General features: G+C 52.1%; 17 protein-coding genes. 2 read left to right on the forward strand and 15 right to left on the reverse strand.

The window, feature by feature from the left end; translation table 11 throughout:
• Positions 1-163: 163 nt before the first annotated feature.
• From HMPREF9441_RS17450 to HMPREF9441_RS00325, 15 genes are all read right to left on the reverse strand, one after another.
• A complete protein-coding gene (locus tag HMPREF9441_RS17450) occupies positions 164-757 on the reverse strand; it encodes a hypothetical protein (RefSeq protein WP_008616538.1) in 594 nt (197 codons plus the stop codon).
• A 4-nt stretch (positions 758-761) separates the two neighbouring features.
• Entirely contained in the window at positions 762-1448 is a 687-nt protein-coding gene (locus tag HMPREF9441_RS00260; protein ID WP_008616540.1) for a DUF2589 domain-containing protein, read from the reverse strand.
• Positions 1449-1469: 21 nt separating this feature from the next.
• The gene (locus HMPREF9441_RS00265) at positions 1470-1967 is read right to left on the reverse strand and encodes a DUF2589 domain-containing protein (protein WP_005776225.1); all 498 of its coding nucleotides are present in this window, start codon (positions 1965-1967) and stop codon (positions 1470-1472) included.
• Positions 1968-2195: 228 nt separating this feature from the next.
• Entirely contained in the window at positions 2196-3905 is a 1710-nt protein-coding gene (locus HMPREF9441_RS00270) for a fimbrillin family protein (RefSeq protein ID WP_008616545.1), read from the reverse strand.
• A 22-nt stretch (positions 3906-3927) separates the two neighbouring features.
• Entirely contained in the window at positions 3928-5493 is a 1566-nt protein-coding gene (locus HMPREF9441_RS00275; protein ID WP_008616559.1) for a fimbrillin family protein, read from the reverse strand.
• A gap of 27 nt (positions 5494-5520) precedes the next feature.
• Complete coding sequence (locus tag HMPREF9441_RS00280; RefSeq protein ID WP_039864663.1) at positions 5521-6408, reverse strand: fimbrillin family protein; 888 nt, start codon at positions 6406-6408, stop codon at positions 5521-5523.
• A gap of 98 nt (positions 6409-6506) precedes the next feature.
• Positions 6507-7394 carry a FimB/Mfa2 family fimbrial subunit gene (locus HMPREF9441_RS00285; protein WP_032567524.1) on the reverse strand — a complete coding sequence of 296 codons (888 nt, stop codon included), beginning with the start codon at positions 7392-7394 and terminating at the stop codon, positions 6507-6509.
• Between the two features lie 11 nt (positions 7395-7405).
• Positions 7406-8506, reverse strand: a complete 1101-nt coding sequence (locus HMPREF9441_RS00290) for a DUF3575 domain-containing protein (protein WP_008616564.1) — start codon at positions 8504-8506, stop codon at positions 7406-7408.
• 281 nt (positions 8507-8787) lie between these two features.
• On the reverse strand, positions 8788-9870 hold the full coding sequence (locus tag HMPREF9441_RS00295) for a helix-turn-helix domain-containing protein (protein ID WP_008616565.1): 1083 nt from the start codon (positions 9868-9870) through the stop codon (positions 8788-8790).
• A gap of 217 nt (positions 9871-10087) precedes the next feature.
• A complete protein-coding gene (locus HMPREF9441_RS00300; protein ID WP_008616567.1) occupies positions 10088-15868 on the reverse strand; it encodes an N-6 DNA methylase in 5781 nt (1926 codons plus the stop codon).
• Positions 15858-16310, reverse strand: coding sequence for a DUF1896 domain-containing protein (locus HMPREF9441_RS00305; RefSeq protein WP_008616569.1), 453 nt, complete (start codon positions 16308-16310; stop codon positions 15858-15860). The genes HMPREF9441_RS00300 and HMPREF9441_RS00305 overlap by 11 nt, the downstream gene beginning before the upstream one ends.
• A 168-nt stretch (positions 16311-16478) precedes the next feature.
• Positions 16479-18590: a type IA DNA topoisomerase gene (locus HMPREF9441_RS00310; protein WP_008616570.1), complete on the reverse strand. Its 2112-nt coding sequence runs from the start codon at positions 18588-18590 to the stop codon at positions 16479-16481.
• Between the two features lie 59 nt (positions 18591-18649).
• Positions 18650-20239: a DUF3945 domain-containing protein gene (locus tag HMPREF9441_RS00315; protein WP_008616573.1), complete on the reverse strand. Its 1590-nt coding sequence runs from the start codon at positions 20237-20239 to the stop codon at positions 18650-18652.
• Between the two features lie 20 nt (positions 20240-20259).
• Positions 20260-20610, reverse strand: coding sequence for a helix-turn-helix domain-containing protein (locus HMPREF9441_RS00320; RefSeq protein ID WP_008616574.1), 351 nt, complete (start codon positions 20608-20610; stop codon positions 20260-20262).
• Between the two features lie 3 nt (positions 20611-20613).
• The gene (locus HMPREF9441_RS00325) at positions 20614-20973 is read right to left on the reverse strand and encodes a helix-turn-helix domain-containing protein (RefSeq protein ID WP_009388859.1); all 360 of its coding nucleotides are present in this window, start codon (positions 20971-20973) and stop codon (positions 20614-20616) included.
• A gap of 210 nt (positions 20974-21183) precedes the next feature.
• On the opposite strand from HMPREF9441_RS00325, the gene HMPREF9441_RS00330 reads away from it, so the two are divergent.
• Both HMPREF9441_RS00330 and HMPREF9441_RS00335 read left to right on the forward strand, forming a co-directional pair.
• Positions 21184-21477, forward strand: coding sequence for a helix-turn-helix domain-containing protein (locus HMPREF9441_RS00330; protein WP_008645715.1), 294 nt, complete (start codon positions 21184-21186; stop codon positions 21475-21477).
• A gap of 32 nt (positions 21478-21509) precedes the next feature.
• Positions 21510-21815, forward strand: a complete 306-nt coding sequence (locus HMPREF9441_RS00335) for a helix-turn-helix domain-containing protein (RefSeq protein WP_008616581.1) — start codon at positions 21510-21512, stop codon at positions 21813-21815.
• The last annotated feature ends 17 nt before the right edge of the window (positions 21816-21832 follow it).

The following is a 21832-nucleotide window of genomic DNA, read 5'->3' on the forward strand; positions in this document are numbered from 1 at the left end:
TACCGTTATTTAAAATACGCATATAGGTCGTGGAACTTCGCAGGTTCATGGATGAGAATGGCGGCCATGCTGCCTATGACCGCCACCAGAATTATATATCCGAATAGAATTCTACTCCTCAATGAAACAACCATTCTTCCCTTATTTACAATTGTTATAATTATTAAGGCATCTGACCACCGGCGATAGATGGAATTTCTGTTAGTATGGGATTTCTCGGGATTGAGTTAAAAATTCTTTGGCCACGTATGGCTTGACTTGGAGGAGCGTTTTCATTTACATCAAGCCGATAACATCTATCGTTAAATGTTATAATTCCCCAAATACCAATTGTTCCTGGGATTCTCGCCAATCCTTCAGTAGGTTTAAAAAGAACAACATTATCTATTATTCGATTTTTAACCGCCCGATTCCATGATGTTTTAATACTATTGTTAGGCGTTGGAATATGAGCAACATACCTAATGCCATTGTGCCTAAAACTGGCCATATAACACCCCGAAAAACCTGAACTTAAAGTATCTATGCCATTTGAAGCAACGACTGCTATTCTATCCGCAATATATATGACACAGGCATAGTCTAATCTAAGAAAACGATAGTTACGGGTATATCCTTTTATTTGAAATGTCAAATTACTTTGCGTGACAATCGGAGGGGTCAAACCTGCATTATAAATATTTTGATAATGAAACCGTGCAATATTTGTCATTACTGCTTGACTGTTTGGCAATCTTAATGCTTGAATCAAATTCATATATTTACTTACTGTTACTTTCGTTTGTTATAGGCTCGATACATGATGCCATTATATCCATCAGTTTAGACAGACCTTCGGTCTGCGGCTGCTGACTGGCTGTCACATGTATCTGGTATTTTGCCGTTTGGTTGGTCATGCGGGTGTTCTCGCGGGCGGTCGTGACTTTGCCGCTGATTTCCGCATTTATAAACCAATGTTTTGCAGAAGCTTTTGCCTCTACTTCTGCGTTGGTAGTGCTTTTTACGTTTGATGTATCGGTAACCTCCATCTGGAAATCTACATCCACGCGATCTATGAGCAGGGAAGGAATAGGCACCAATCCTATAAACGGAGCCTTGACACTTTGTGACATTGTTGTCATTTTTCCATCCTGCTGTATCGGTCTTTTAATATCGAATTCCAATACACGAGCTGTTTTACCGTCTTCATCAAAAGCAATTTTCTGGTAGAAATTCCATGCTGTCGCTGCCAATTCCTGTTGAGCTTCGGCTGCTGCAATAAGCGGCGCTGCAATCAGTTCCCGCATGGGAAGCCCCTTCAAATTGTCAGTCACATTCGGATCTCCAAGTACAGGGGATGTACCGTTATTTTTAGTCTCTTCCAATGCAGCGGAAATAATCTCTTTTGCTTGTCCGCTTATATTTTCTGCATATTCTTGTTGCCCTTGGTTCTTTATTTCTTCTGCCATAACATTTGAATTTTAAAATTGTTAGATGTTTTTTACAAAATCGTCAATGATTCGGGAAATGCTCTCCGGAGTCTCCTGAACCTTAAAATTGACGCAAACCTCCATGACATCATCCGCATCCGGTTTTATGTTGCTCATCTGCATCTGGAGATTGGCTCTTTGTGGGCTGGATAACAATAAGTTGTTTTCTGGAATCTGTGATTCCACGCTTCCGACCTTCGCCTTGAACTTTATCTGCACATTATCCATCGCAAGATAATGATGGGATATCAAGGCTATAAGTGGAATATCAATAGTCTTGTCTCCAACCATGATTTTTTTTGATTGGAACGTATTTGCGTTATTTGCATTTGTTCCTTCAAAAAGTCTGGTCAGATTTTGTATCTGATGATTCTGTAATGTATCTTGTGCACAGTTTACGGCGTACTGCAAACCATTCATAATATCAGAGAATGAATTGGTTTGAACACTGTCCGGCTCATCGTCATTATTTTTCTTGCCTCTGTGAAAAAGTCCCATGTTTTTAATTTAATTACTTGATTTGTTGTCTTTAATGAGCACCAATCTTGACAATGTCCGGCTTACAGCTTCCATATTTACACTGGAGTCTATATTATTATTGACAATGCCTTGATGCCAAAACCAATATGGTGGATTCTCCGTGTGTTCCATCACGTCCTCCTTTCTTTATTGGGATTATACTTCAGTTAATGTTCGTTGCGGGCGGGACTTTTCCCGCCCGACGGTTTACTGCTTCCTCAAGGTAGGCAATGCTCCGTTAAGTTCGTAACGCCACTTTGAGCCTGCGTTCTGCAAGGCGGTGTTCATGACATCGACGGCTTTCTGCCAGGTAACGACAGAGTCGTCCACCTTCGTGGCTTCGGGGGCGGTGCTATGCTGATTGCGGTCGAAGCCTTGTTCCTGATTGTTCTTCCAGTAGCAGGCGGTCACGACGGTGTAGTTATCTCCAAACAAGCCGCCGATATGTACATTGCCAGTGTTGCTACCCTTACTATTTACGTTGCCCGTGGCATAGCAGGCAAGGACGGTGCTTCCTCCGTTTAATCCCACTACACCGCCGCCTGAGAGATCCTGTGGGGAGTTAATTTCTAAGGTCACGTTGCCTGTGGCATAGCAAGCGGTCATGGTGCCCCATTTTTCTCCTGCCACGCCGCCGACATAGCGCGTTCCCTTAACTATGGCAGAGGAGCTGCATCCGATGATGGAACCGGCCTTTTGGCTACCCACCACACCGCCGACACAATTCGTGCCGCTGACGCTGCCCGACACCGAGCAGTTTTCAATGGTGCCCCAGCTATATCCTACCACGCCGCCAGTATTGCCTGACATTAACACGTGATTGCTTGTTATCTGTATGCCTTCCATCACCACGTTCTTCACCGTACCAGCTTTATCGAGATAGCCGAACAGACCCACAAATTGGTCATTTGTCGTAACGGTCAGCCCCTTGATGGTATGGCCGCGGCCGTCGAAGGTACCCTTGTATCGCTTTTCGTAGTTCGTGCCTATCGGCGTCCAGCCTTTGCCCGTCAGGTCAATGTTTTTGCCGAGGGTAATGTTAATGTCGGTCTTACCTCCGTTCACTAATTCGGCTACATTTATCAGACCATCGGCGGAGGTCACGGTGTAGCTGCCGTTGCCCTCTATGGTATATCCCGGGTCTTTTGCCGCAGCGAGGGAGACGGTGTAGGTATATTCACCGCCCGCCTGCCAGTCGGCAGCATTCTTCATCTTATAAACGAAGGTCTTGGCGTCAGCGAAGGTGCAGGTAATGAAGGTCGTGCCAGCTGCCACACTTTGCGGGGCTACGAGGGCGGTGTAGGTGTTGCTGCCCTTGTCATACGGGGTGATTTCATCCGGATTGCCATTCTCGGTGGAGAGACCCGTCAGCCGCACAGATGCCAGCCCCTCGGTGTAGTCCGTCAGAACGATGGTCACCCGCGCCGTGCGGTGGGTGAAGCGGAGCGTGGGGCTGCCGTAGGTCACCGTCTGCCCGTCGGCTACGATGAGGTCGCTGGTCTCAAAGTCTTTTTGGGCACTTTGGTTGGCTTTTACCTTCACAGCAGGCAGAGTTGTCTCGCCCTCGGTGTAGGGCCACCACGCTGTGACGGTGATGTCGTTGTGGTTGGTCCAGCGGTGAGGGGCGGTGGAGGTCAGCGTGGTGCTGGTGGGGTTGGCGGTGGAGGGCGTCGCGTTGTACGTCTTCACCATGCCGTTCATCAGGACTGCCACGCTCTGCACGCCTTCCCAGTTCCCATCCACGGGGGCACGGGTACTGGCGATGGCTGTCGCGGCGGGTTTCAGCCCCGTGGCGGTGAAGACGATGGGTGTGCCTTCCGCCCCTTCTGGCAGGAAGCCCGCTTCGTCCTGCGTGCAGGCGGCAAGGCCAAGCAGCAGGGCGATGGCTGCGGATATATGGATGGTTGTTCGTTTCATGATGCGTGATGTTTAGGGTTCGTTATTGTCTCTTTTGCAATACGGGCAGACCGTCGGTGCCGAGTGCCCACTGGTAGTCGTTGTTGGTGAGAGCGGTGTTCATGCCGTCGACGGCTGTTTGCCATTTCACGGTCGCGCCGTCCACCTTCGTGGCATCTACCTTTCCTCCAAGATTACTGAATACTCCTTGCCCGGCATTGCCTCCCCAATAACAGGAAGTTATATAAGCGTAGTTATGACGCACTATAGCTCCAGATTCATACTCTTCCAATGTGCCGTTGAACCAGCAAGCGGTGATACTGCCATAATTTAAATCGGCTATACTACTAGTTCTACCATATGCAGAAATTTTTCCCGTCACAGAGCAGGCAATGATTTGACCATTATTTTCCTCCACTATTCCAGCTGCATGTCCACTACTGCCATACAGATTCACATCTATGAGTTGTAGGTTCTTTATCACACCACGTTCATTTAATAACCCAAAAAGTTCAGTAGTCGCTGCTGAAAAGTTTAATCCCGTAATGCGGTGTCCCTGCCCATTAAAGATGCCGGAGTAACCTGGTGGCCATGTGCCTACCTGTGTCCATTCCTTACCCGTCAGGTCGATGTCGGCGGTGAGGGTGCAATTTATCGATTCGTCTTTTTGGGCCGCTTTGTTCCATGCCAGTAGGCCGTCTGCGTTATAGACCATGTAGCTGCCGTCGTCCTGTATAGAATAGCCCAAATCCTCAGCCTCGCCGCTCTCGCCGCCGCCGTCAGCCCAGTCACCGATAGTGCAGCCCTCTAACGTCAAGCCGGAGGCGTTCACCTTGACGGTATATTTATAGCGGTTGCCCGCCTCTAATACGACGTTGTTCTGTGGGCGGAAGTAGAAGGTGCCGCCGCCGAGTTCCACCCGGATGAACGGCTTGCCTGCCTCAACGGTCTGCGGGGCGGTCAGTGCCTCGTAGGTGTTACCGCTTGCGTTGTAGGTCTTGATGGCAGTCGGGTTGCCGTTATCGGCAGACAGGCTCACGAGGCTCACCGTGGCACCGTCCACGCTTGTGAATCCCTTACCGGGCTTCAGTTCGATTGCCACGCGTGCCGTTCGGTGGTTGAACTCCAAGGTCGGGTTGTTAAATTCCACTTTCCGGTTCTCAGCAGAGATGAAGTCGCTGTTCTGGAAGTCAGCCAATTTGCTTTGGTCTTCGGCCACCTTCACGGCAGGCATCTGTGTGATGTTGGCATTGTTGAAGGGCCACCATGCCGATACGGTAATCGGGTCGCGGCTGGTCCAGTAGTGCGGGGCGTTCTCGCGTGAGAGTGTGGCACTCTTGAAATCGGTAGAAGCCGTTACGGTGTATTCCTTTACCGCATCGCCCAACTTGAGTGCCACGGAAGAGACACCCTGCCAATCGCCGTCCACAGTGGCACGGGTGGAAGGGGCTGCCAGCGGCGTTGCCTCTACGGACAGTCCGGTGGTACGGATGACTACGGGGTATTTACCTTCGGGCAGACGGTTATCGTCAGCAAGTTCGTCCTGTGTGCAGGCGGTGAGGGCGAACAGCAGCGCGGTGGCTGCGGGGATAAATAATCTATGTCTCATAATCCTTCATTCTTAATTATTAATGTCTTACAGGTCGGCACCCGCTTCTCCACCGTCTATATCGTTCCACTTTGCAATGGAGGCTTCGCTGACTTCAAGGACTTTGTTGCGTACCTTGACGGTATAGGTATAATTGTTGCCCGCCAGCAGTGCGCCTTCGGGCACGGTGAGTGTGGTATGATATTCCTGACCTTTGTAATTCACAACCAACGGCAGGGATGCAACTGTCTGCGGGAAGAGGATGACCGATGACGTGAGATTGCCGTCTGCCAGATTCATGGTCAGTTCTCCGGTCTGTGCCCCGTTGTCTGCGGTGGCAATACCGTCGGCCGTGTTGAACGTACCGGTGAGTAACAATCCGTCCAGCGTGTAACGTTCAGGCTTGACCACGCTGAAATTCACGCCGTCGCCCGCCTCGAAGGTAAGGGTTATCTGGCTCATGCGGTGGTGGAAGGAGTTGTCTTCACCGCCTTTGGCGGTTTTGTCGGTGAAGCTTACTACCGGGTTGTTTTTGTCTCCCGTGGCTCCTGAAGCAAAGAGGAAGTCGATGGCAGGCTGGTTCTGCTGCGCCGTGACATCGGTCGTGGCTGCGAGGATGCCTCCCGCCGCGTTGTACGGATAGTAGGCGCGGAAAGTATGGGTCTTTGTATCTTCTACATAGATGACCTTTCCTTCTGCCTCAAATTTCCCGTTTTTCAGGATGAAAGGCACGTTGCCGTACCGGGTATCGTTGCCGATGTCGGTGATGCCGATACGGTCGCCGCCAGTCCAGGTGGTTCCGCTGGCGCGGGTGGCGAGGGTGATGTCGGCGGTAAACTGGGCGGCCACGGGGTCACCGTTCAGGTTCTCGTTGTCGTTGTTGCAGGCTGCCAGTGCGAGGACGAGCGTTGCAAGTGCAAAAAATCTTGTCTTCATTATATCTGTCATTTTATTTATTAAATTCCATTTCAATAATTGCTGCACCTCAGCAAAATCAAAGCAAGCTTGGCTTCTGCGTTCGGTTTGCTAATTATTTACAAATCGGCATTTACATCATCACCTTTCACTTCTTCCCAGCCGTTGATTTCGACTCCGTCCACTTCCATGCCTTCGGGAGTCTCAACCAGCGTTCCGCCGAGGGTCAGCGATTCGCCCTTTCCGGTGTTGAACCCCTTGAGGGCTTCCGTGATGTCGCTTTTCAGCGTCGTGGGGGTCGGGTTGCCGTCCGCATAGCGGATTTCACCCGTCAGCAGCTGTTCCGTGCCGGTCACACCCAGCAGCCGCACCGTGGCTTTCCACTTGCCGGCATCGTCACCTTCGGTAATCTTGGTGAAGAGCAGCACGACGTTCGAAGCGGCTCCGTAGGTATCGGTAGCGAAGTCGAGTGTTCCGGCTGCACCCGTCAGATGGGCAACAATCTCCGTGATGCGTCCGGCGGCATCACCAGTAGGTTCGACGACAAGCGTCAGTTCGCGTACCTGCTGCTTCATTGCGGCGGTCAGCGGATAGTCCTTGTCTTTCTCGATGCTCACCTGTTCCGTATAGGTGAAAAACCATCCCGGGGCATTGTTCACAAAGGCATCCGTGCCTGCCCGGTTTCCCGTGGCTGCGGCAATGGTGGCTGTGGTGCCGTTCACCGTGATTCCTTCAGCCGGGTTCCACACTGCAAGGGTGTAGCTGCCCGGAGCAAACAGATGGTCGGGGGTATGGGTGGCGGAAGTCTCCGTACCCGTATAGTCACCCATGGTGACCGTCCATGTGGCAGGTATGTCGATACCCTCACCGCGGGCCGACCAGTCGGCTGTCACCGCAGTCTTCCCGTAGTCGGGGTGCGGTGTGTCATAAAGCGTGTCCTTCACGCAGGAAGAGAGCAGCACGGCGACTGCCATTCCCATCATATTTATATGTTGTCTTGCTTTCATATTCTTCCGTGTCAGAATAACTTCCATACCAATGTCACACCGGCATTGATGGGACCACACCAATCTTTTGTCTCGTTGTCGCGGCGTACACGTACACCGTCGATGACTTCATATTTTTCGAAATCGGCATTCAGGTAGCCCAAACCGAGGTTGAAATCAAGATCTAATGCCTTGTTCAGCCGCAGCTGATAGCCGGCGGTGATGCCGCCACCCATCAGGTCGCCCTGCTTGCCTGCTTCGGAGAACTTGTAGTTGAACTGTCCGGTCTTGAACATCGCACCCAGATACCAGGCTTTCTTCTCACCCATATAGTAACGAACTTCCGGAGCCACTTCCCAGAGTGCATAGCGGCGGTCTTTGTCACTCCAGCTCCAAGAAGTCCACGAGCCGTTTACGGCAATGCCCCACGATGGACAGATGCGCCATTCAAGTCCTAAATCTGGTGTCAAGGTAGCCCAGCGCAGCAGGTTGGCACGCAGGGAGAGATGATAATCAGTTGTGATTTTGGTTTCCGACAGCGTGTCGGCAAGTGTATTTTGTTGAGCGGTTTTCTCGGCTTCTGCCTTTTCAGCGGCAAGTCGGGCTTCTTCCGCCTTGCGCTGCTCTTCGGCAAGCCGTTCCTGCTCGGCACGCTTCTCGGTTTCTAAGCGTTCGGCTTCCGCCTTGCGTCGTGCTTCTGCTTCCGCATCCGTCACGGCTGTTTCCTTTACCGGTACCGTCAGGCGCACGGTGACAAAATCACCCTCTGTCACATGATTGCGGGTAATGAAGTTTTCTTCCTTGATTTTCGCTCGTGTAATCAGTTCTGATTTCACACGGTTGGCACGAATCTTCGCTGTTGCAAGGTTCTTGACTTCACTGCTCTGCGAATTGCAATATCCGTCAACCAATAGCGGCAGTTTGCCGTCAAGAATTGTTGCTTTGTTGTTTTCGATACATTCCAACAGGCGGGCAAGTTCCGTGTCATTGCCATTCCAAGGCACGTAGAACATGTCCTTCTGCGTAACGAACCGGAAGGTGTAGGTCGTGTCTGCTTTCTGCTGCGCAATGACAGGAAAAGTTAGCGTCATCAGCCACAGAAACAGGGTAAGAAAAGTGATTTTTCTGCTCATATAAACTTGAATTCATTATCTTTGTCATCTCCAAAGGTAATAAATGCCATTCAGCGCCCAAAATATTACAAAAACTTTTTTTGCTAAAACACAGCGTTTTATAAAAATTGTCGTTTGAGCACTTTTCACATTGTCGTCTGAGCACTTATTTTGTCAAATCGGCACTTTTTGAGTTGTCGAATTAGCACTTTTGTGGCTGTCGAATTAGCACTTTTTGTAGTATGAGCACTTTTGGAAAATGGGTTTCTGAGAGCTTTTTCATCGGATTTTTACCACGCAAATCACTTCAGATTTGCTTTTTTCCACTTGGCAGGCGTACATCCTTCCTTCTTGGTAAATAATTTGATAAAGTTACTGCGGGAAAGAAAACCGGAAGACTCAGCCAGCTTCTGTATATTGATCTCCGGATGCTCCTTCAGTATGTTTTTCGCATACTCCAACCGGAGACTGGTTATCCATTCGCGGAATGTCATTTTATACGTAGTCTTGATATAAGCGGAAAGATAGGTACGGTTCGTATGAAGTATTTCGGACAGTTCTTTTATGGTAAGTCCCTGCTGGACATAGCCGTCTGTCTTTATCCAGTTGGCCACTTTCTCTATAATTTCTGTATAGGACACTGGAACTTCTTTCTCAGAAACTATTTTAGGTTCTGTTTCTGTATCTGTCAGAAGTTCTTCTTCAGACTGTATATCTTGCTCAAAAGCATTTTCCACCTGTTCATAGAACAGCAGGTAGTTCTGATAGCTGTAGAAAAGATAGCTGTAGAACGGTATTGACGACAAAATCCAGATAAAAACATATTTGTCTGGCAGAAATGTCAGCAATCCGCATCCGACACCGAAGATAACAGCCCAATAAGTGAATATGGAAAGCCATTCGATATATGTACCTATATCATCCGCCTGAGTTTCATTGAAAATCCGAATGGCTCTACGGTATGCAATTATGACTCTGCGAGCTAAAACGACTCCAAAAACGACTAACCATACAGCTAAAGCAAATAAAGAGAATTTTTGCATGATTCCGCTTGGCAACAGGAACAACACAACTCCGGAAAGAGTTGAAAATATAATCCATAAAATGATATGTGTCCACACACGCCGTTTGGTAATGTAAAAACGATCAAGCAACATTATCAATGCCGAACTGAACAGAGAATAGCACAGGAAGTATGTGGACATGTTCATCAATATGGCAGAATCCGCATTTTTGAATCGGATACCAAAGAAGAAATGTACCGAATAATTTGCCGAAAGCAGCAGCATAGCTATACCCATAATCTGTCGGGAGCGGAGATAATTCTTGAAAATTTTCTTTTCAGGAGTCTTTGCAAACAAAAAATAAAAGCCGAAGAATAACATCAACGGCAGTGCGGTATAAAGTGAAAAACTGTATATAGATGGCTCCATTGTTATGCTTATTTGATTTTGATACAAAGTTACGTCTTTTTCTTCACAAATAGACACATAATCTATGATTTAACGTTATAGATTCGGTCATATTAGATTGAAAAATTATTAGAATTAAAGCCAGTGGTGAAAAATTCAACCACTGGCTTTTTCTGTCAAGACTTCGATATTAAAGTTTTACACCTTTGGATTCCGATAAACCGGGTCTCCCTATAATTAAATGACTGCGTACAAAGTCCACGTGCGGGCTTTCCGGCTGTTGTTCCGTCTGTTTTTTCTCGTTGCCTTGCCGGTTCTCTTCTGTGTTTTCCTGAGCCGGAGCCAGCTCAAGCTGTATCTTGCGGTCCAGTGCGGCGAGTTCGGACTTCAGCTGTTTCAGCTCGTCCTCCTTCTTCCACACCTTGCCCGCTATCTCCTGCAACTGCGGAATCTCCTTTTCCAGCACTTCGTTCTTAGACTTGTACTGGTCGATGATGGTCGGAATCCTCTCCAATGCGTTCAGAAAGTTTCGTGCGGCAGCAATCGGGTCTGCCATCGCCAGATGCCCGTTGTTGTAGGTGTACTTGTAGTTACCCTCCACCACGAAGCGGTTGTCAGTGAACTCCAGACTTTCTTTGAGTGTCCTCTCGCTGACCACCTTTATCGGAAAGCCGTAAAGTTCCCCGACAGCCTTGTACAGTCCACCAGTCGTGGCGTTCTTGGCGATTTCCTGCAAACGCTTACCGATGACCTTCTCATCCGTTGAATCCACGCCGTCCACCTTGACAAGATTAAGGCGGCTGCCTTCCTTATCAGTCTGCACAACGGAAAGAAAACGGTTCCAGTCTTCCGTCATGGCTTCGATGAAAGCCGTGTTGTTGCGCAGTTCTCCCGTCTTGGATTCCAGCTTGAACTCCGAATCGCGCTTGCCCTTGTTGAACGACTTGCGTTCCCCTTCGAGCGAGGCGATACGCTTCTCTAATTTCGCCTTATCCAAAAGGTCGGTATTGCCGGAGAGCAACGCCATATACTCCGAGAAGTTCATACCCGATTTTTCGTCCATTGCTCCCTCGTCGATGGTACGTGCGCCCATCGCTCCACTTTTGAGCTGCGATATGAACGTCTGCTTGCAGTGCAGCAGATTGAACTTGTAGCTGTCCAGCGACTTTTCCACCGCGTAGATGATGATATCCACGTTGTTCTCGGCAAAATGCTTGGCAATCTCGTTCCCGGCTCTAACACCCCGTCCGTCACGCTGTTGCAGGTCGGACGGTCGCCACGGTGTATCAAGGTGATGGATGGCGACGCATCTTTTCTGCGCATTCACGCCCGTTCCGAGCATACTTGTGGAGCCGAACAGCACTCGCACTGTCCCTGCGTTCATGGCATCTATCACCGCCTTACGAGCCTTATCCGTCTTACACTCCTGAATGAAGCGCACCTCACTTGCCGGTATGCCGTAATCCTCCACCAACTTGCGTTTTATCTCGCTGTACACGTTCCATCCTTCCCCCGGCTGGTATGTCCCCAAGTCGGAGAACACGAACTGCGTACCCTTGTGCGTCTCGTACTTGTGGTAATACTCTGCAATCATCTTGGCACAATGGCTTGCCTTGTTGTCGGGATGGTCCTCGTAGTTCGGGTCTATCATGCGCATATCAAGAGCCATCTTTCTCGCGTAGTCGGTGGCGATGAGCATCTTCGCCTTTTCCTCCGTTTCCGACAGGGGTAACCTGCCAAGCAGAGTGGCATCGCCGGTTTTGGCAAACTGCATCAGCTTCTGTATGAAGTCCTCCTGCTCCGGTGTGGGCGGTATGTGGTGCAGTATCTCATTCTTGTTTGGTCTGTCCACACCTACATCCTCCGCCGTGCGGTAGTCGGTAATCTCGTTGTAGAAGGCGGCAAGCTCCGGCACCTTGATGAAATAGCGAAAACGCTCCTTCTGAACGATATTGTTCGTTACGTTGAACTCAAAATCGGTCGTCTTTTTGGCGAAGATGGCAGCCCAAGCATCGAAACAGCGGATGTCCTGCCGTTCCAGTTCGTTGGGGCGCAGGTATTTGAAGAGCAGGTACAGTTCCGTCAGACTGTTGGAAATGGTCGTGCCCGAAAGGAACGTAGCCCCCAAGTCCTTGCCCGTGCGTTCCTGTATGGTACGGATGGCAAAGAGCATATTCAGGGCCTTCTGGCTTCCTTCCGAGTTTCCCAATCCCGCCACACGGTCATGACGGGTGTTGAAAGTCAAGTTCTTGAACTGGTGACTCTCGTCAATGAAGATGTGGTCGATGCCCATCTGCTTGAAGTCCACCACATCATCCGTGCGGGACTTGATGGCGTGTTCCACCTTCTCCAGCTTCGCCACAAGGTTGTGCTTGCGCTTCTCCAGCCCTTTCAGCATCGCCCGCGACACGTTCTTGCCCTGCTGTCGCAAGACTTCGAGATTTTCCTCCACCGTGTCAAGCTCCGCCTGCAGGATGCGCTGCTGCAACTCCGGCGACTGCGGTATCTTCCCGAACTGGTCGTGCGACATGATGACGCAATCATAGTCGTTGTTCTTGATGTTGTTGAAGAAACGCACACGGTTGGCGGTCGAAAAGTCCTTTTCAGAAGCGTAGAGGATGCGGGCGTTAGGATAGGCCGCCTGATAGGTGGCGGCAATCTCCGCCACATTCGCTTTCAGCCCGATAATCATCGGCTTGTGCGCCAAGTTCAGACGCTTCATCTCATGTGCCGCTATGCACATTATCAGCGTCTTGCCGGTTCCCACCTCGTGGTCGCAGATCCCGCCGCCGTTCTGTTTCAGCATCCAGACGCAATCCTTCTGCGACGGGTAAACGCTCTTGATTCCCCGGCTTGCCAGCCCTTTCAGGTTGAGGTCGGGAAAAGTCTGGTGCGAGCCGTCATACTTCGGGCGCACGAAACAGTTGAACTTGCGGTTATACATCGTCGTGAGCCGTTCCTTGAACTGCGGCGACTGTTCTTCCAACCATTCGGAGAACCCGTTACGGATTTCGTCTATCTTCGCGTTGGCGAGCTGTATGCCCTCGCTGTCGCGTACCTTGATGTCGTTGCCGTTCTCGTCCTTGCCGATACTTTTCATCATGTCGGGGCAGGTGTTGTGCAGAGCGTGCTTCAACAGGTGCATACCGTCATAGTTCCGGTAATAGCCCTTTACTAAAAACTCGTCCGTGATCTTCATGGTGCGGTAGCCGCACGCCACGGAAAACTCGTCCATGCTTGCGGAGTAGGCTATTTTCACGTCCGTGTCGAAAAGGTGGCTCATGTAGGCGGCATACACACCCGTGGGAATCCAGCGTTCCCCGAAATTGAAGTCGAGGTCTTCAAAGGCGATGCGCTGCGGTTCGGCCTCCTTCAATGCCTCCCACGCCTGTTTCACCTCCGGCATCCGCTCACTTTCGGGATTGTCCTCCATCCAGCCCTCTATGCGTTCCGCCTTCTCTATCACGTTCCCCGCGATGAAGCGGTCTTTGATTTCGTAACCGGTTACGAGCGGGTTGTAGAAGATGCGCCCCTTGAGGGCACCAAGCAGTTCCTCTTCCGTGGTGTCGGTTATCTCCCGCATATAGCCGAGATTGACCGTGCCGAACTTGTTGAGCGATGCGGACAAGGCTTCTTCGGGAGAGCCTGCATTGACACGGCTCTCCACCGAGAAGGAAACGGGACGGTCGAAGATGTCCGCCTTGACAAACTTGCCGTCCTCCGCACGTTCCAGCGAAAGGATGTCGCGCCCTCCGGCATCCATCATCACCAGTTTCACGTTCTGTCTGGCGTTGAGGTTACCGTAACGCATGACAAACTCATCGTAGTAGGTGTTGAGATACCCGCGCTGCGGTTTGTGTTCCGTATGGTTCTCCGTCTCGTGGCTATACAGACGTTCGTAAGCGTCACGGAGCGATATATACAGCATCGCTTTCTCTTTTTGATAGCCACGGAGGTCGAGCGGTTGGAAGGTCGCACCGTAAGGCGTGAGGTCTTTCAGGTAACCGAGATTGCGTGAAGCATCCAGCACCATCGAGCCGTCACGGTGGTGTGGCTCCAGCAGGCCGTTGAACGGACGGGGAGAAAGGTCCATGACTTCCTCCTTCGGCTTTTCCGTTTCAAGTTCCGGGAACAGGGAAGTGGCAACCGTTTCGGAAGTAGGCACAACTTCTGCCAGTGTTTCAGGTTGCTTTATTTCTTCCGTTTGTTCCGGCTTTTTATCCATATTGTCCGAAGAAGGCGCAAAAGCAGGGTTCAACGTGTCTTTGATACCCATCTTTTTCAGTTGTTCCTGCCTGTGCCGTTCTGCCTCAAGCCGTAGGGCCTTGCGCCGTTCCGCTGTCAGGCTCATCATTGTCTCATAGAAGCCGTTGATGGGAGGATTGGTTTCCCAATCCAGAGTGGCGTAAATGTCGTCCGGGTCGTTTGGCTTTTCGGCATTTTCCGGCTTTTCTTCCTTATTACCGTTTACCGGCTTGGCGGCTTCAACGGGTGGAGTAACTTTGACTTGCGGTTTAGGCGTGGACGGCATAGGCTTCGGCTTGCTTTCCTTTTTCGCTGCCTTTTTCTTTTTTACCGGTTCCTCTATGGGCATACCCCAAAGGTCGAGCAGGGTAAGCTGCACGGCTGACGAATGATTGGGTTGGCGCGGCTCAATCTCCGGCTTTTCCTCTATGGGCTGTGCCTGCGGCTTCTCCACTCCCTTGACAGGCTCAATTACAGAAACGGGGGCTATTACAGAAGGTGATACCTTTTCTGTTTTCGGAGCAGGTTGCACTTCCGCAGCCGTGCTTTCCTCCTTTGTCGGATGCAGCCTGTGTCTCTCATACAGTTTCCTGTCAAGTTGTTGCAGTTCTATTTTCAGATGCTCCCGCAAGTCTTCCGCCAGTTGTGCGATGTCCCCACAGTGCAGGAGTTTATAGGCTGGTTTCCCGTACGGGTCGGTACTTCTGATCAAATCCGTGTGTGAAAGCGAGCCGATGCTCCATACATACCCATTTACGGAAGTGCCGATAGGGGTCTGTTCGGTCTGCACGAAGAGTTTTTCGTTGTAATACAGTTCACCGTTCTTTCCGCTGTTCTTTTGCAGGATAATCAGGTCGCTGCCCACCTCCGTTCCCGCGTTATCCGTAAAGAGGTTGTTCGGCAGGCGGGCTACGCCCACCAGATTGGCATGGTTCATCATATACTCGCGTATGGGCGCGTTGGTCGGGGCATCCAGTACCCCCTGCGAGGTGATGAACGCCACGATTCCGCCTTCACGCACCGCGTCAAGGCTTTTCAGGAAAAAGTAATTGTGTATCGTCCGTGCCGCCGAGAGCCTTGCAGGATCCTTGCTGCCCGAAAAATCCGGGTCGAACACCGCCACATCGCCAAACGGTATATTGGAGACAGCCAAATCAAAATGGTTCATGAACGGCTTTTCTATCTTCTCGAAGCCCTGTACCCTTACTTTCTGTCCGGGATGCAGGTGCTTCAGTATCTTGCCCGTCATCAGGTCTTTCTCAAAAGCCATGATGTCCGCGTCCGGTCTGTTCTCCAGCACGGCGTCCACGAATGCACCGACACCTGCCGACGGCTCCAGCACCCGGTCGGGACGGATGCCGTGTTCATGCAGCACGTCCGCGATGGTCCCGGTTATCTCCGGCGGGGTATAGAAGGCGGTCAGCACGGACTGCTTCATGGCATCCATATTCAGTTTGTACTCCGTCTCGTCTTTTGTGTTCTCTCGCAGCAACCTGTGCAGTTCCACGGTAGGGGCAAACAGTTCGAGGTCGGACTTCGCCCAGTGGACGGCATCCGTCAGTTCCCTTGCAGGGTTGAGTATGTTCTTCAGTCCCCCGAAACCGCAATAACGTTCTAACAAGAGCCGTTCGCGTGCGGTGGGTGTGCGCTGTTCCCTGTCAAGGAGGAATGCCGTCCGTATCGCCTCGATGTTGTCCCGCAGCCTCTGTTTGCGGTTAAACGCCATACTCTTCGATATAGAGGATGACGGCTCCCGTCAGCTCCGTGTAGAGCAGGTCATATTCGGGCGACAGGGCGAAATTGTCGTCCGAGAGGTCATAGATGGAGAATACGTTTCCGACAAGCGGTAGCAGCTTCTGGGTAAAGGCTTCACATTTTTCTCCCGGTACTTCACCCGCAAATTCGTTCTCCACGACTTCGCGCAGGATGGCGTGCTTGGAGTAGCGAAGGCCCTCCGTCAGCACCTTCATCGCCAGTTCCTGCGCCCCGTCGGCAGGATAGCCTTCGAGCCTTGCCTGTTCATACGCTTCGGCGGCACGGTCGGTTCTTTCTCGGATGAAGGCTTCATCGGCTGCCTGTTCGAACTTGTTCGTGGTGAGGTAGTCCAGCAGGTACAGACCGTAATAGGAAAAGTCGGTCCGACCCTCGTTTTTCTTCTTGTTGTTCATTTCTTTGGAATTTAGTGGATTGATAATGATGATAGGGATAATCGTTGGAAAACGAGAAGAAAAAGGCACCCGGTATCCCTCCGAGTGCCACCACTAAATCCAAAGTATGAGTGTAATCCGGTATCGAAGAACAATTCATTACTCTGAACCAGTGGCAAAGTTAAACATTTATTTTCTTCTTTTCGCAGAGGTCGCTTTACTTTTCCTTTCTGGGAACACGAAAACCGTGTTATAGTCCCCGTCAAAGGCGACTACGGCATCAAAACTCTTGCCCTGCTTGCTCTTGAATCCTTTGAGCAGTTTCGTGTGTCCGTCGGTGAGCAGGTTTTTGATTTCATCATCAGAGAGGGTGCGGTTTGCTTTCAGGCGGAACACGGGCAGACCGCACTCCGCGTTGTCGCAGCGGACGACCTTGCCGTAAAACTGCATCGTCCCCGCTCCGCACTTGGGACACTTGCAGCCGGAATCCCTGCGGGCGAACAGCTTGTCGCACGACAGCAGTTCGGAGGTAATTTCCCGTGTATATGCCTCAATCTTCCTGCGGAAGTCATCGGCGGGCAGTTCCCCACGCTCGATGCGTGCCAATTCCTTTTCCCATTCGCCCGTCATGGCGACATCGGCAATACGCATCGCCTTCACGACCGAGTAGAGGGCAAGCCCTTTTTCGGTGGGGACAAGCGACTTCTTGCAGCGTTCCATATAGCCGCGCTTGAAAAGCGTTTCGATGATGGACGCACGGGTGGCGGGCGTGCCGATGCCGCAATCCTTCATAGCCTGCCGCAATGCGTCGTCCTCTATCTCCTTGCCAGCCGTTTCCATCGCGGACAGCAGGGTGGCTTCGGTATGCAGCGGCTTGGGTTTGGTCTTTCCCTCCGTGATGGAGGCGGCTTTCAGTGCCAGCGTGTCGCCTTCCTGCCAACAGGGAATGGCGGCGGTTTCCTCTTGGCTGTTGTTCTCTTCTCCATTCTCCTTGCCATAGACGGCACGCCATCCGGCTTGCCTGATGATGCTGCCTTTTGCCACGAACTCCACTCCGGCACACTCTGCCGTGACGGTGGCAGTGTCCTTGACGCATTTTTCGGAGAAAGCCTCAAGCATGCGCCCGGCTATCATGTGATAGACGGTGCTGTCCTCTTTGGAGAGGAACAGCGGCTTCTCGCCCGTGACGAGCAGGGCATGGTGGTCTGTCACCTTGCCGCCGTCCAGGCTGCGGCGTGTCGGCACGGCTTTCGGCTGCAACTTGCCCTTCCATTCGGGCAGGCTGCCGATGAAGGCAAGCAGCTTGGGGATTTCCGCGAACACGTCTTCGGGAATGTAGCGGCTTCCGGTTCGCGGATAGGTGATGAGCTTCTTCTCGTAGAGCTTCTGCGCGATTTCAAGCGTCTGTTCCGCCGTGAAGCCATGCTTGGCGTTGGCTTCCTTCTGGAGCGTGGTCAGGTCGTACAGGAGCGGTGTTTCCTCCGTCTTCTCCTTGCGTTCGGCTTTCGTGACGGTGGCTGTGCCTGCCGACTTCACCTTATTATACAGTTCCGTCGCGGACTCTTTCTCTTTCCATTTTTCGGAAGAGGAAAACTTCACCGTTCCTTCATCGCAGCCGTCCGTTGCGATATGGAGCTGCCAGAAGGCTTCGGGGGTAAAGCGGCGGTTCTCCCAATAGCGTGCGCACACCATCGCCAACGTGGGTGTCTGCACCCGCCCGACGGAGTAAGTGCCGTGTCCGGCGGCGATGGAAAGTGCCTGCGTGCCGTTGATGCCCACGAGCCAGTCTGATTCGCTCCGTGCTTTGGCGGCAAGATAGAGGTTGTCGTATTTGTCGCCCGCTTCGAGGTTGCGCAGTCCCTCGCGGATAGCCTTGTCGGTAAGCGAGCTTATCCAGAGGCGGACGAACGGGGTGGTGCATCCGGTATAATGATAGAGGTAGCGGAAGATAAGCTCACCCTCGCGTCCGGCATCGGTCGCCACGATGATCTGTTCGCTTTCCTTGAATAGCCGGGCGACGGTTTTGATCTGCGCCACCACGCTGCTGTCAGGCTTGTAGCCCTTCTCCGTCTTTACCTGACGGGAGACGAGCGTGAAGGTGTCGGGTATGACGGGCAGGTTGTCACGGACAAAGCCGCGTATGCCGTAACCGTCGGGCATGGCAAGCTGCACGAGGTGTCCGAACGCCCATGTCACGGCGTAGCTGCCTCCCTCGAAATATCCTTCCTCTCTCTTTGTCGCGCCCACGATACGGGCGATCTCACGTGCCACAGACGGCTTTTCTGCAATGATTGTCTTCATATTTTTCTGTCGTTTTGAATTTTACAAATGTTACTTCGGATTTAGTGGCGGACACCGGATTACATCTTCATGCCCTTATTGTTTTTCTTTTGCGGCTTCTCCTGCTGCTGTTGCTGTGCGGTGTCCTTCGGGGCGGTCTGTCCCTTCCGCAACGGCTCCTTCAGGTTCTTGGTAGCCTCGTTGGTCTTGCCCTCGCTGTTCACCGCCACCTGCGTGCGGCTCTCGTTGGAAGGCGCGACCTTCTGCGCGTTATCGGGGTTGGTGTCGTAGCGGTACGGGCGTCCCTTCTCCGGGTTGAACCTGATGTACATCGTGGCGTGGAAGCCCTGCTTGTCGGTCACGTTCTCCAGTTTCACGGCTTTGCCAGCCACGTAGTCGGCTTTCTGCTGCTCGGTGAAGTCCACGCCGCTCCATTTGCTGATGGGGCGGATGCTGCCGTCGGCGTTCGTCCACGTGTTGCGGCGTTGCTCCTTGTTCGTGTTGGCTGTGTTTTCCGTACCCTGCGCCTGTCCCTGTGTGGGGTTGTTCTTGGCTTCCTGTGCTTGTGCGGCACGTGGCGACCTGCCGGTTCCCGGCACGAACTCCACGCCGCGCTGCTCCACGTTCACTTGCAGGGTGGTGACGAACTTCCTGCCGTCCTTGCGCTCGATGAGTTTGTCGCGCACAGGCAGCCCGGCACGCAGCATGTCCTGCTCCTGCTTGGTGATTTCCGTCTTGCCGATGCGCTCCGGTATGCGCACCTTGTTTGCCGGGACATCCGTGATTTCGTTCGTCTTGCGGTCGATGCTGACGAACGAGGGGATGATCTCGCCCGTTTCCCTGTCCACGAGGTCCACAACCCTGCCGAGGTTGCCCGTTTCGCGCAGGTTCTTCCGGTCGTCGTCGGAGAACTTGTGTTCCTTGTACTCGTCGAGTTTCTGCTCCTTGCGGATGAAGTGCGGCACAAGGCTGACGTTGCCCTCGCCGTCCTTCTTGAAGGAGAGGCGGGCATCCAGCTCGAAAGCCTCTCCGCCGAAATTGGGCGCCACCCTCACCAAGTCGGACTTGCCGTAGTTGAGCATCCGGTCAAGGTCGCCCGACTTTTCAAGGTCGTCGCGCTTCACGCCCCATTTCTCCTCCAACTCCTTCCAGTTGATCTTGCTCTCGTCGATGGGTTGGTAGCCCCGGTTGCTCTGCGCCTGCTGCGGGTTTTCCTGATTCTGTTCGTTTTTCTGTTCCATTTCTTCCTGTTTTTTAGGTTCGTCATCTTGTTTCTGTTCCGGTTGTTCCTGCTTTTCGGCGGACTGCTCCTCCTGTACTTTCTTTTCGTAGCCGGAGGTGTCCACCTTGTGGGGCGCAAGCATCTCCTTGTTGCCCTCGGGGTCTTTCAGCAAGTCCTTGATAACTTCCAGCAGCTTGTCGGCTTGGTCCGCCGCGACACGGTAGAAACCGAAGCGGCTGGGCTCCTTGCACTGCCGGAAGAAGTTCTTGAAGAAGTTGTCCAGCACGTCCCCGTGCCTGTCGAATTGCAGGAAACTCTGCGCGTTCTCCGCCTTTGCGGGGGTACGCTTGGGTGAGCCGTCGGCGTTAAGCCCGGCTACCACGCTAATCTCGCCCGTCTTCTCGTCGCGGACTATCAGCACGTCTTTTTCTGTTGTTTTCTTTGCCATTTGAAAAATGTTTTAATGGGTTATTTATTAAAGAAATTATGGATACGCGCCTTGTAGAAGGCTATATCTTCCTTGCGGAAATTCTTTACGTGTTCGGAGAGGAATGTCAGTACGTCCTCCTCGCTGTAATAGGTCTTTTTGCCGAGCGTCTTGTACGGCAATGCACCGATGCTGCGGTAGCGCTGCAGGGTACGCTTGCTTATCTGGAGCAGCATGCAGAGGTCTTGGTTGTCGAACATCCTGATACTTTCCATCGGGTTCGGGGCTTTGCCGGACGGTCGCAGGGAGAGCAGCAGCTCGTCCTGACGGTCGAGCCGTTCCATCAGCTTCTGCATCCAGTCCTCAAAATTGTTTCGTGTAAGCAGTTCCATATCTTATGTCCTCCTTCCTTTGGGTTTGCCGCCGCCCGTGCGCAGCGTGTGGTTGCGTTTCAGTTCCGTCAGTGTCGCTGCATCTTCTGCCACGGTGCAGTCTGCGAGCAGGCGGTCTATTTCCGACCGGCGGTAGCGGCATTTGCCGCGCAGCACGACATAGGCGATGCGCTGTTCGCTGCGCATACGTTGGAGGGTACGGGTACTCACGTTCAGCAGGTGCGCCGCCTCGCGGGTGGTGAGCAGCATGTCGGAAAACTCTCCCTTCCTCTCACCGGAAACGGCACGCACATAGACCGCTATCTCGGCTATCTGTTCCGTCAGGGCGGTGAAGGCGGAACTTTCAATCGTTATCACTTTCATATTTTGTCCTTTCTTTTGTTTCTCTGCGGCAAAATTCGGCAATAAACAAAAGGAGCTTTAACAACTCACTACGTGACTCACGTAAGATTTTCTTTGAAAGTGACTCCGTAACCCGGACAACCGGCGCAACAAACTGCCATATAGCGGAAAACGGCACGCATTCAAGGCGGCTGCGTTACCTTTGCGGTAAATCATTAAATGTTTTGGTATATGGAAATCGTATCTATCGAGAAAAAGACCTTCGAGATGATGCTGGCGTCATTCAACGCCCTCTCGGAGAAAGTCGCCGCCCTAAGGCGCAAAAGCGACGGCGGGCGGCTGGAAAGGTGGCTCACGGGCGAGGAGGTCTGCGGGCAGTTGAGAATCAGCCCGCGCACGTTGCAGTCATTGCGTGACAGGCGGCTTATCGGCTACTCGCAGATGAACCGCAGGTTCTATTACAGGCCGGAGGAGGTCAGGCGGCTTATTCCGCTTATCGGCACGATCTATCCCGATGGAAAATGACTCTGTTTTTATTAACCACTTAATCCGATGTTATGATGAACGAGAACAACGAGGTTTTCTCAATGGAGGACGAGCAGGTTGCCACCGCGATACAGAATATGCTCAAAGGCTCCAAATGGCTCTCCGCATTTTTGGAAAGTTACCGTCCGCCACTGGACGGGGAACATTACCTGACGGACAAGGAGGTGGCGGAAATGCTCCGGGTAAGCCGCCGCACCTTGCAGGAGTATCGCAACAACAGGATGCTGCCCTTTATCCTTCTGGCAGGTAAGGTGCTTTATCCCGAATCGGGACTGCGTGAACTGTTGGAGGCGAATTACCTCAAGCCGCTGGAATAAGGCGGTTGCATGAAAAA

The sequence above is a fragment of the Paraprevotella clara YIT 11840 genome (genome assembly GCF_000233955.1).
Taxonomy (GTDB): domain Bacteria; phylum Bacteroidota; class Bacteroidia; order Bacteroidales; family Bacteroidaceae; genus Paraprevotella; species Paraprevotella clara.

Coding starts and splice junctions, on each gene's coding strand:
- HMPREF9441_RS17450 (WP_008616538.1), bottom strand. CDS start 757: ATGAATTTGATTCAAGCATTAAGATTGCCAAACAGTCAAGCAGTAATG.
- HMPREF9441_RS00260 (WP_008616540.1), bottom strand. CDS start 1,448: ATGGCAGAAGAAATAAAGAACCAAGGGCAACAAGAATATGCAGAAAAT.
- HMPREF9441_RS00265 (WP_005776225.1), bottom strand. CDS start 1,967: ATGGGACTTTTTCACAGAGGCAAGAAAAATAATGACGATGAGCCGGAC.
- HMPREF9441_RS00270 (WP_008616545.1), bottom strand. CDS start 3,905: ATGAAACGAACAACCATCCATATATCCGCAGCCATCGCCCTGCTGCTT.
- HMPREF9441_RS00275 (WP_008616559.1), bottom strand. CDS start 5,493: ATGAGACATAGATTATTTATCCCCGCAGCCACCGCGCTGCTGTTCGCC.
- HMPREF9441_RS00280 (WP_039864663.1), bottom strand. CDS start 6,408: ATGAAGACAAGATTTTTTGCACTTGCAACGCTCGTCCTCGCACTGGCA.
- HMPREF9441_RS00285 (WP_032567524.1), bottom strand. CDS start 7,394: ATGAAAGCAAGACAACATATAAATATGATGGGAATGGCAGTCGCCGTG.
- HMPREF9441_RS00290 (WP_008616564.1), bottom strand. CDS start 8,506: ATGAGCAGAAAAATCACTTTTCTTACCCTGTTTCTGTGGCTGATGACG.
- HMPREF9441_RS00295 (WP_008616565.1), bottom strand. CDS start 9,870: ATGTTATTCTTCGGCTTTTATTTTTTGTTTGCAAAGACTCCTGAAAAG.
- HMPREF9441_RS00300 (WP_008616567.1), bottom strand. CDS start 15,868: ATGGCGTTTAACCGCAAACAGAGGCTGCGGGACAACATCGAGGCGATA.
- HMPREF9441_RS00305 (WP_008616569.1), bottom strand. CDS start 16,310: ATGAACAACAAGAAGAAAAACGAGGGTCGGACCGACTTTTCCTATTAC.
- HMPREF9441_RS00310 (WP_008616570.1), bottom strand. CDS start 18,590: ATGAAGACAATCATTGCAGAAAAGCCGTCTGTGGCACGTGAGATCGCC.
- HMPREF9441_RS00315 (WP_008616573.1), bottom strand. CDS start 20,239: ATGGCAAAGAAAACAACAGAAAAAGACGTGCTGATAGTCCGCGACGAG.
- HMPREF9441_RS00320 (WP_008616574.1), bottom strand. CDS start 20,610: ATGGAACTGCTTACACGAAACAATTTTGAGGACTGGATGCAGAAGCTG.
- HMPREF9441_RS00325 (WP_009388859.1), bottom strand. CDS start 20,973: ATGAAAGTGATAACGATTGAAAGTTCCGCCTTCACCGCCCTGACGGAA.
- HMPREF9441_RS00330 (WP_008645715.1), top strand. CDS start 21,184: ATGGAAATCGTATCTATCGAGAAAAAGACCTTCGAGATGATGCTGGCG.
- HMPREF9441_RS00335 (WP_008616581.1), top strand. CDS start 21,510: ATGATGAACGAGAACAACGAGGTTTTCTCAATGGAGGACGAGCAGGTT.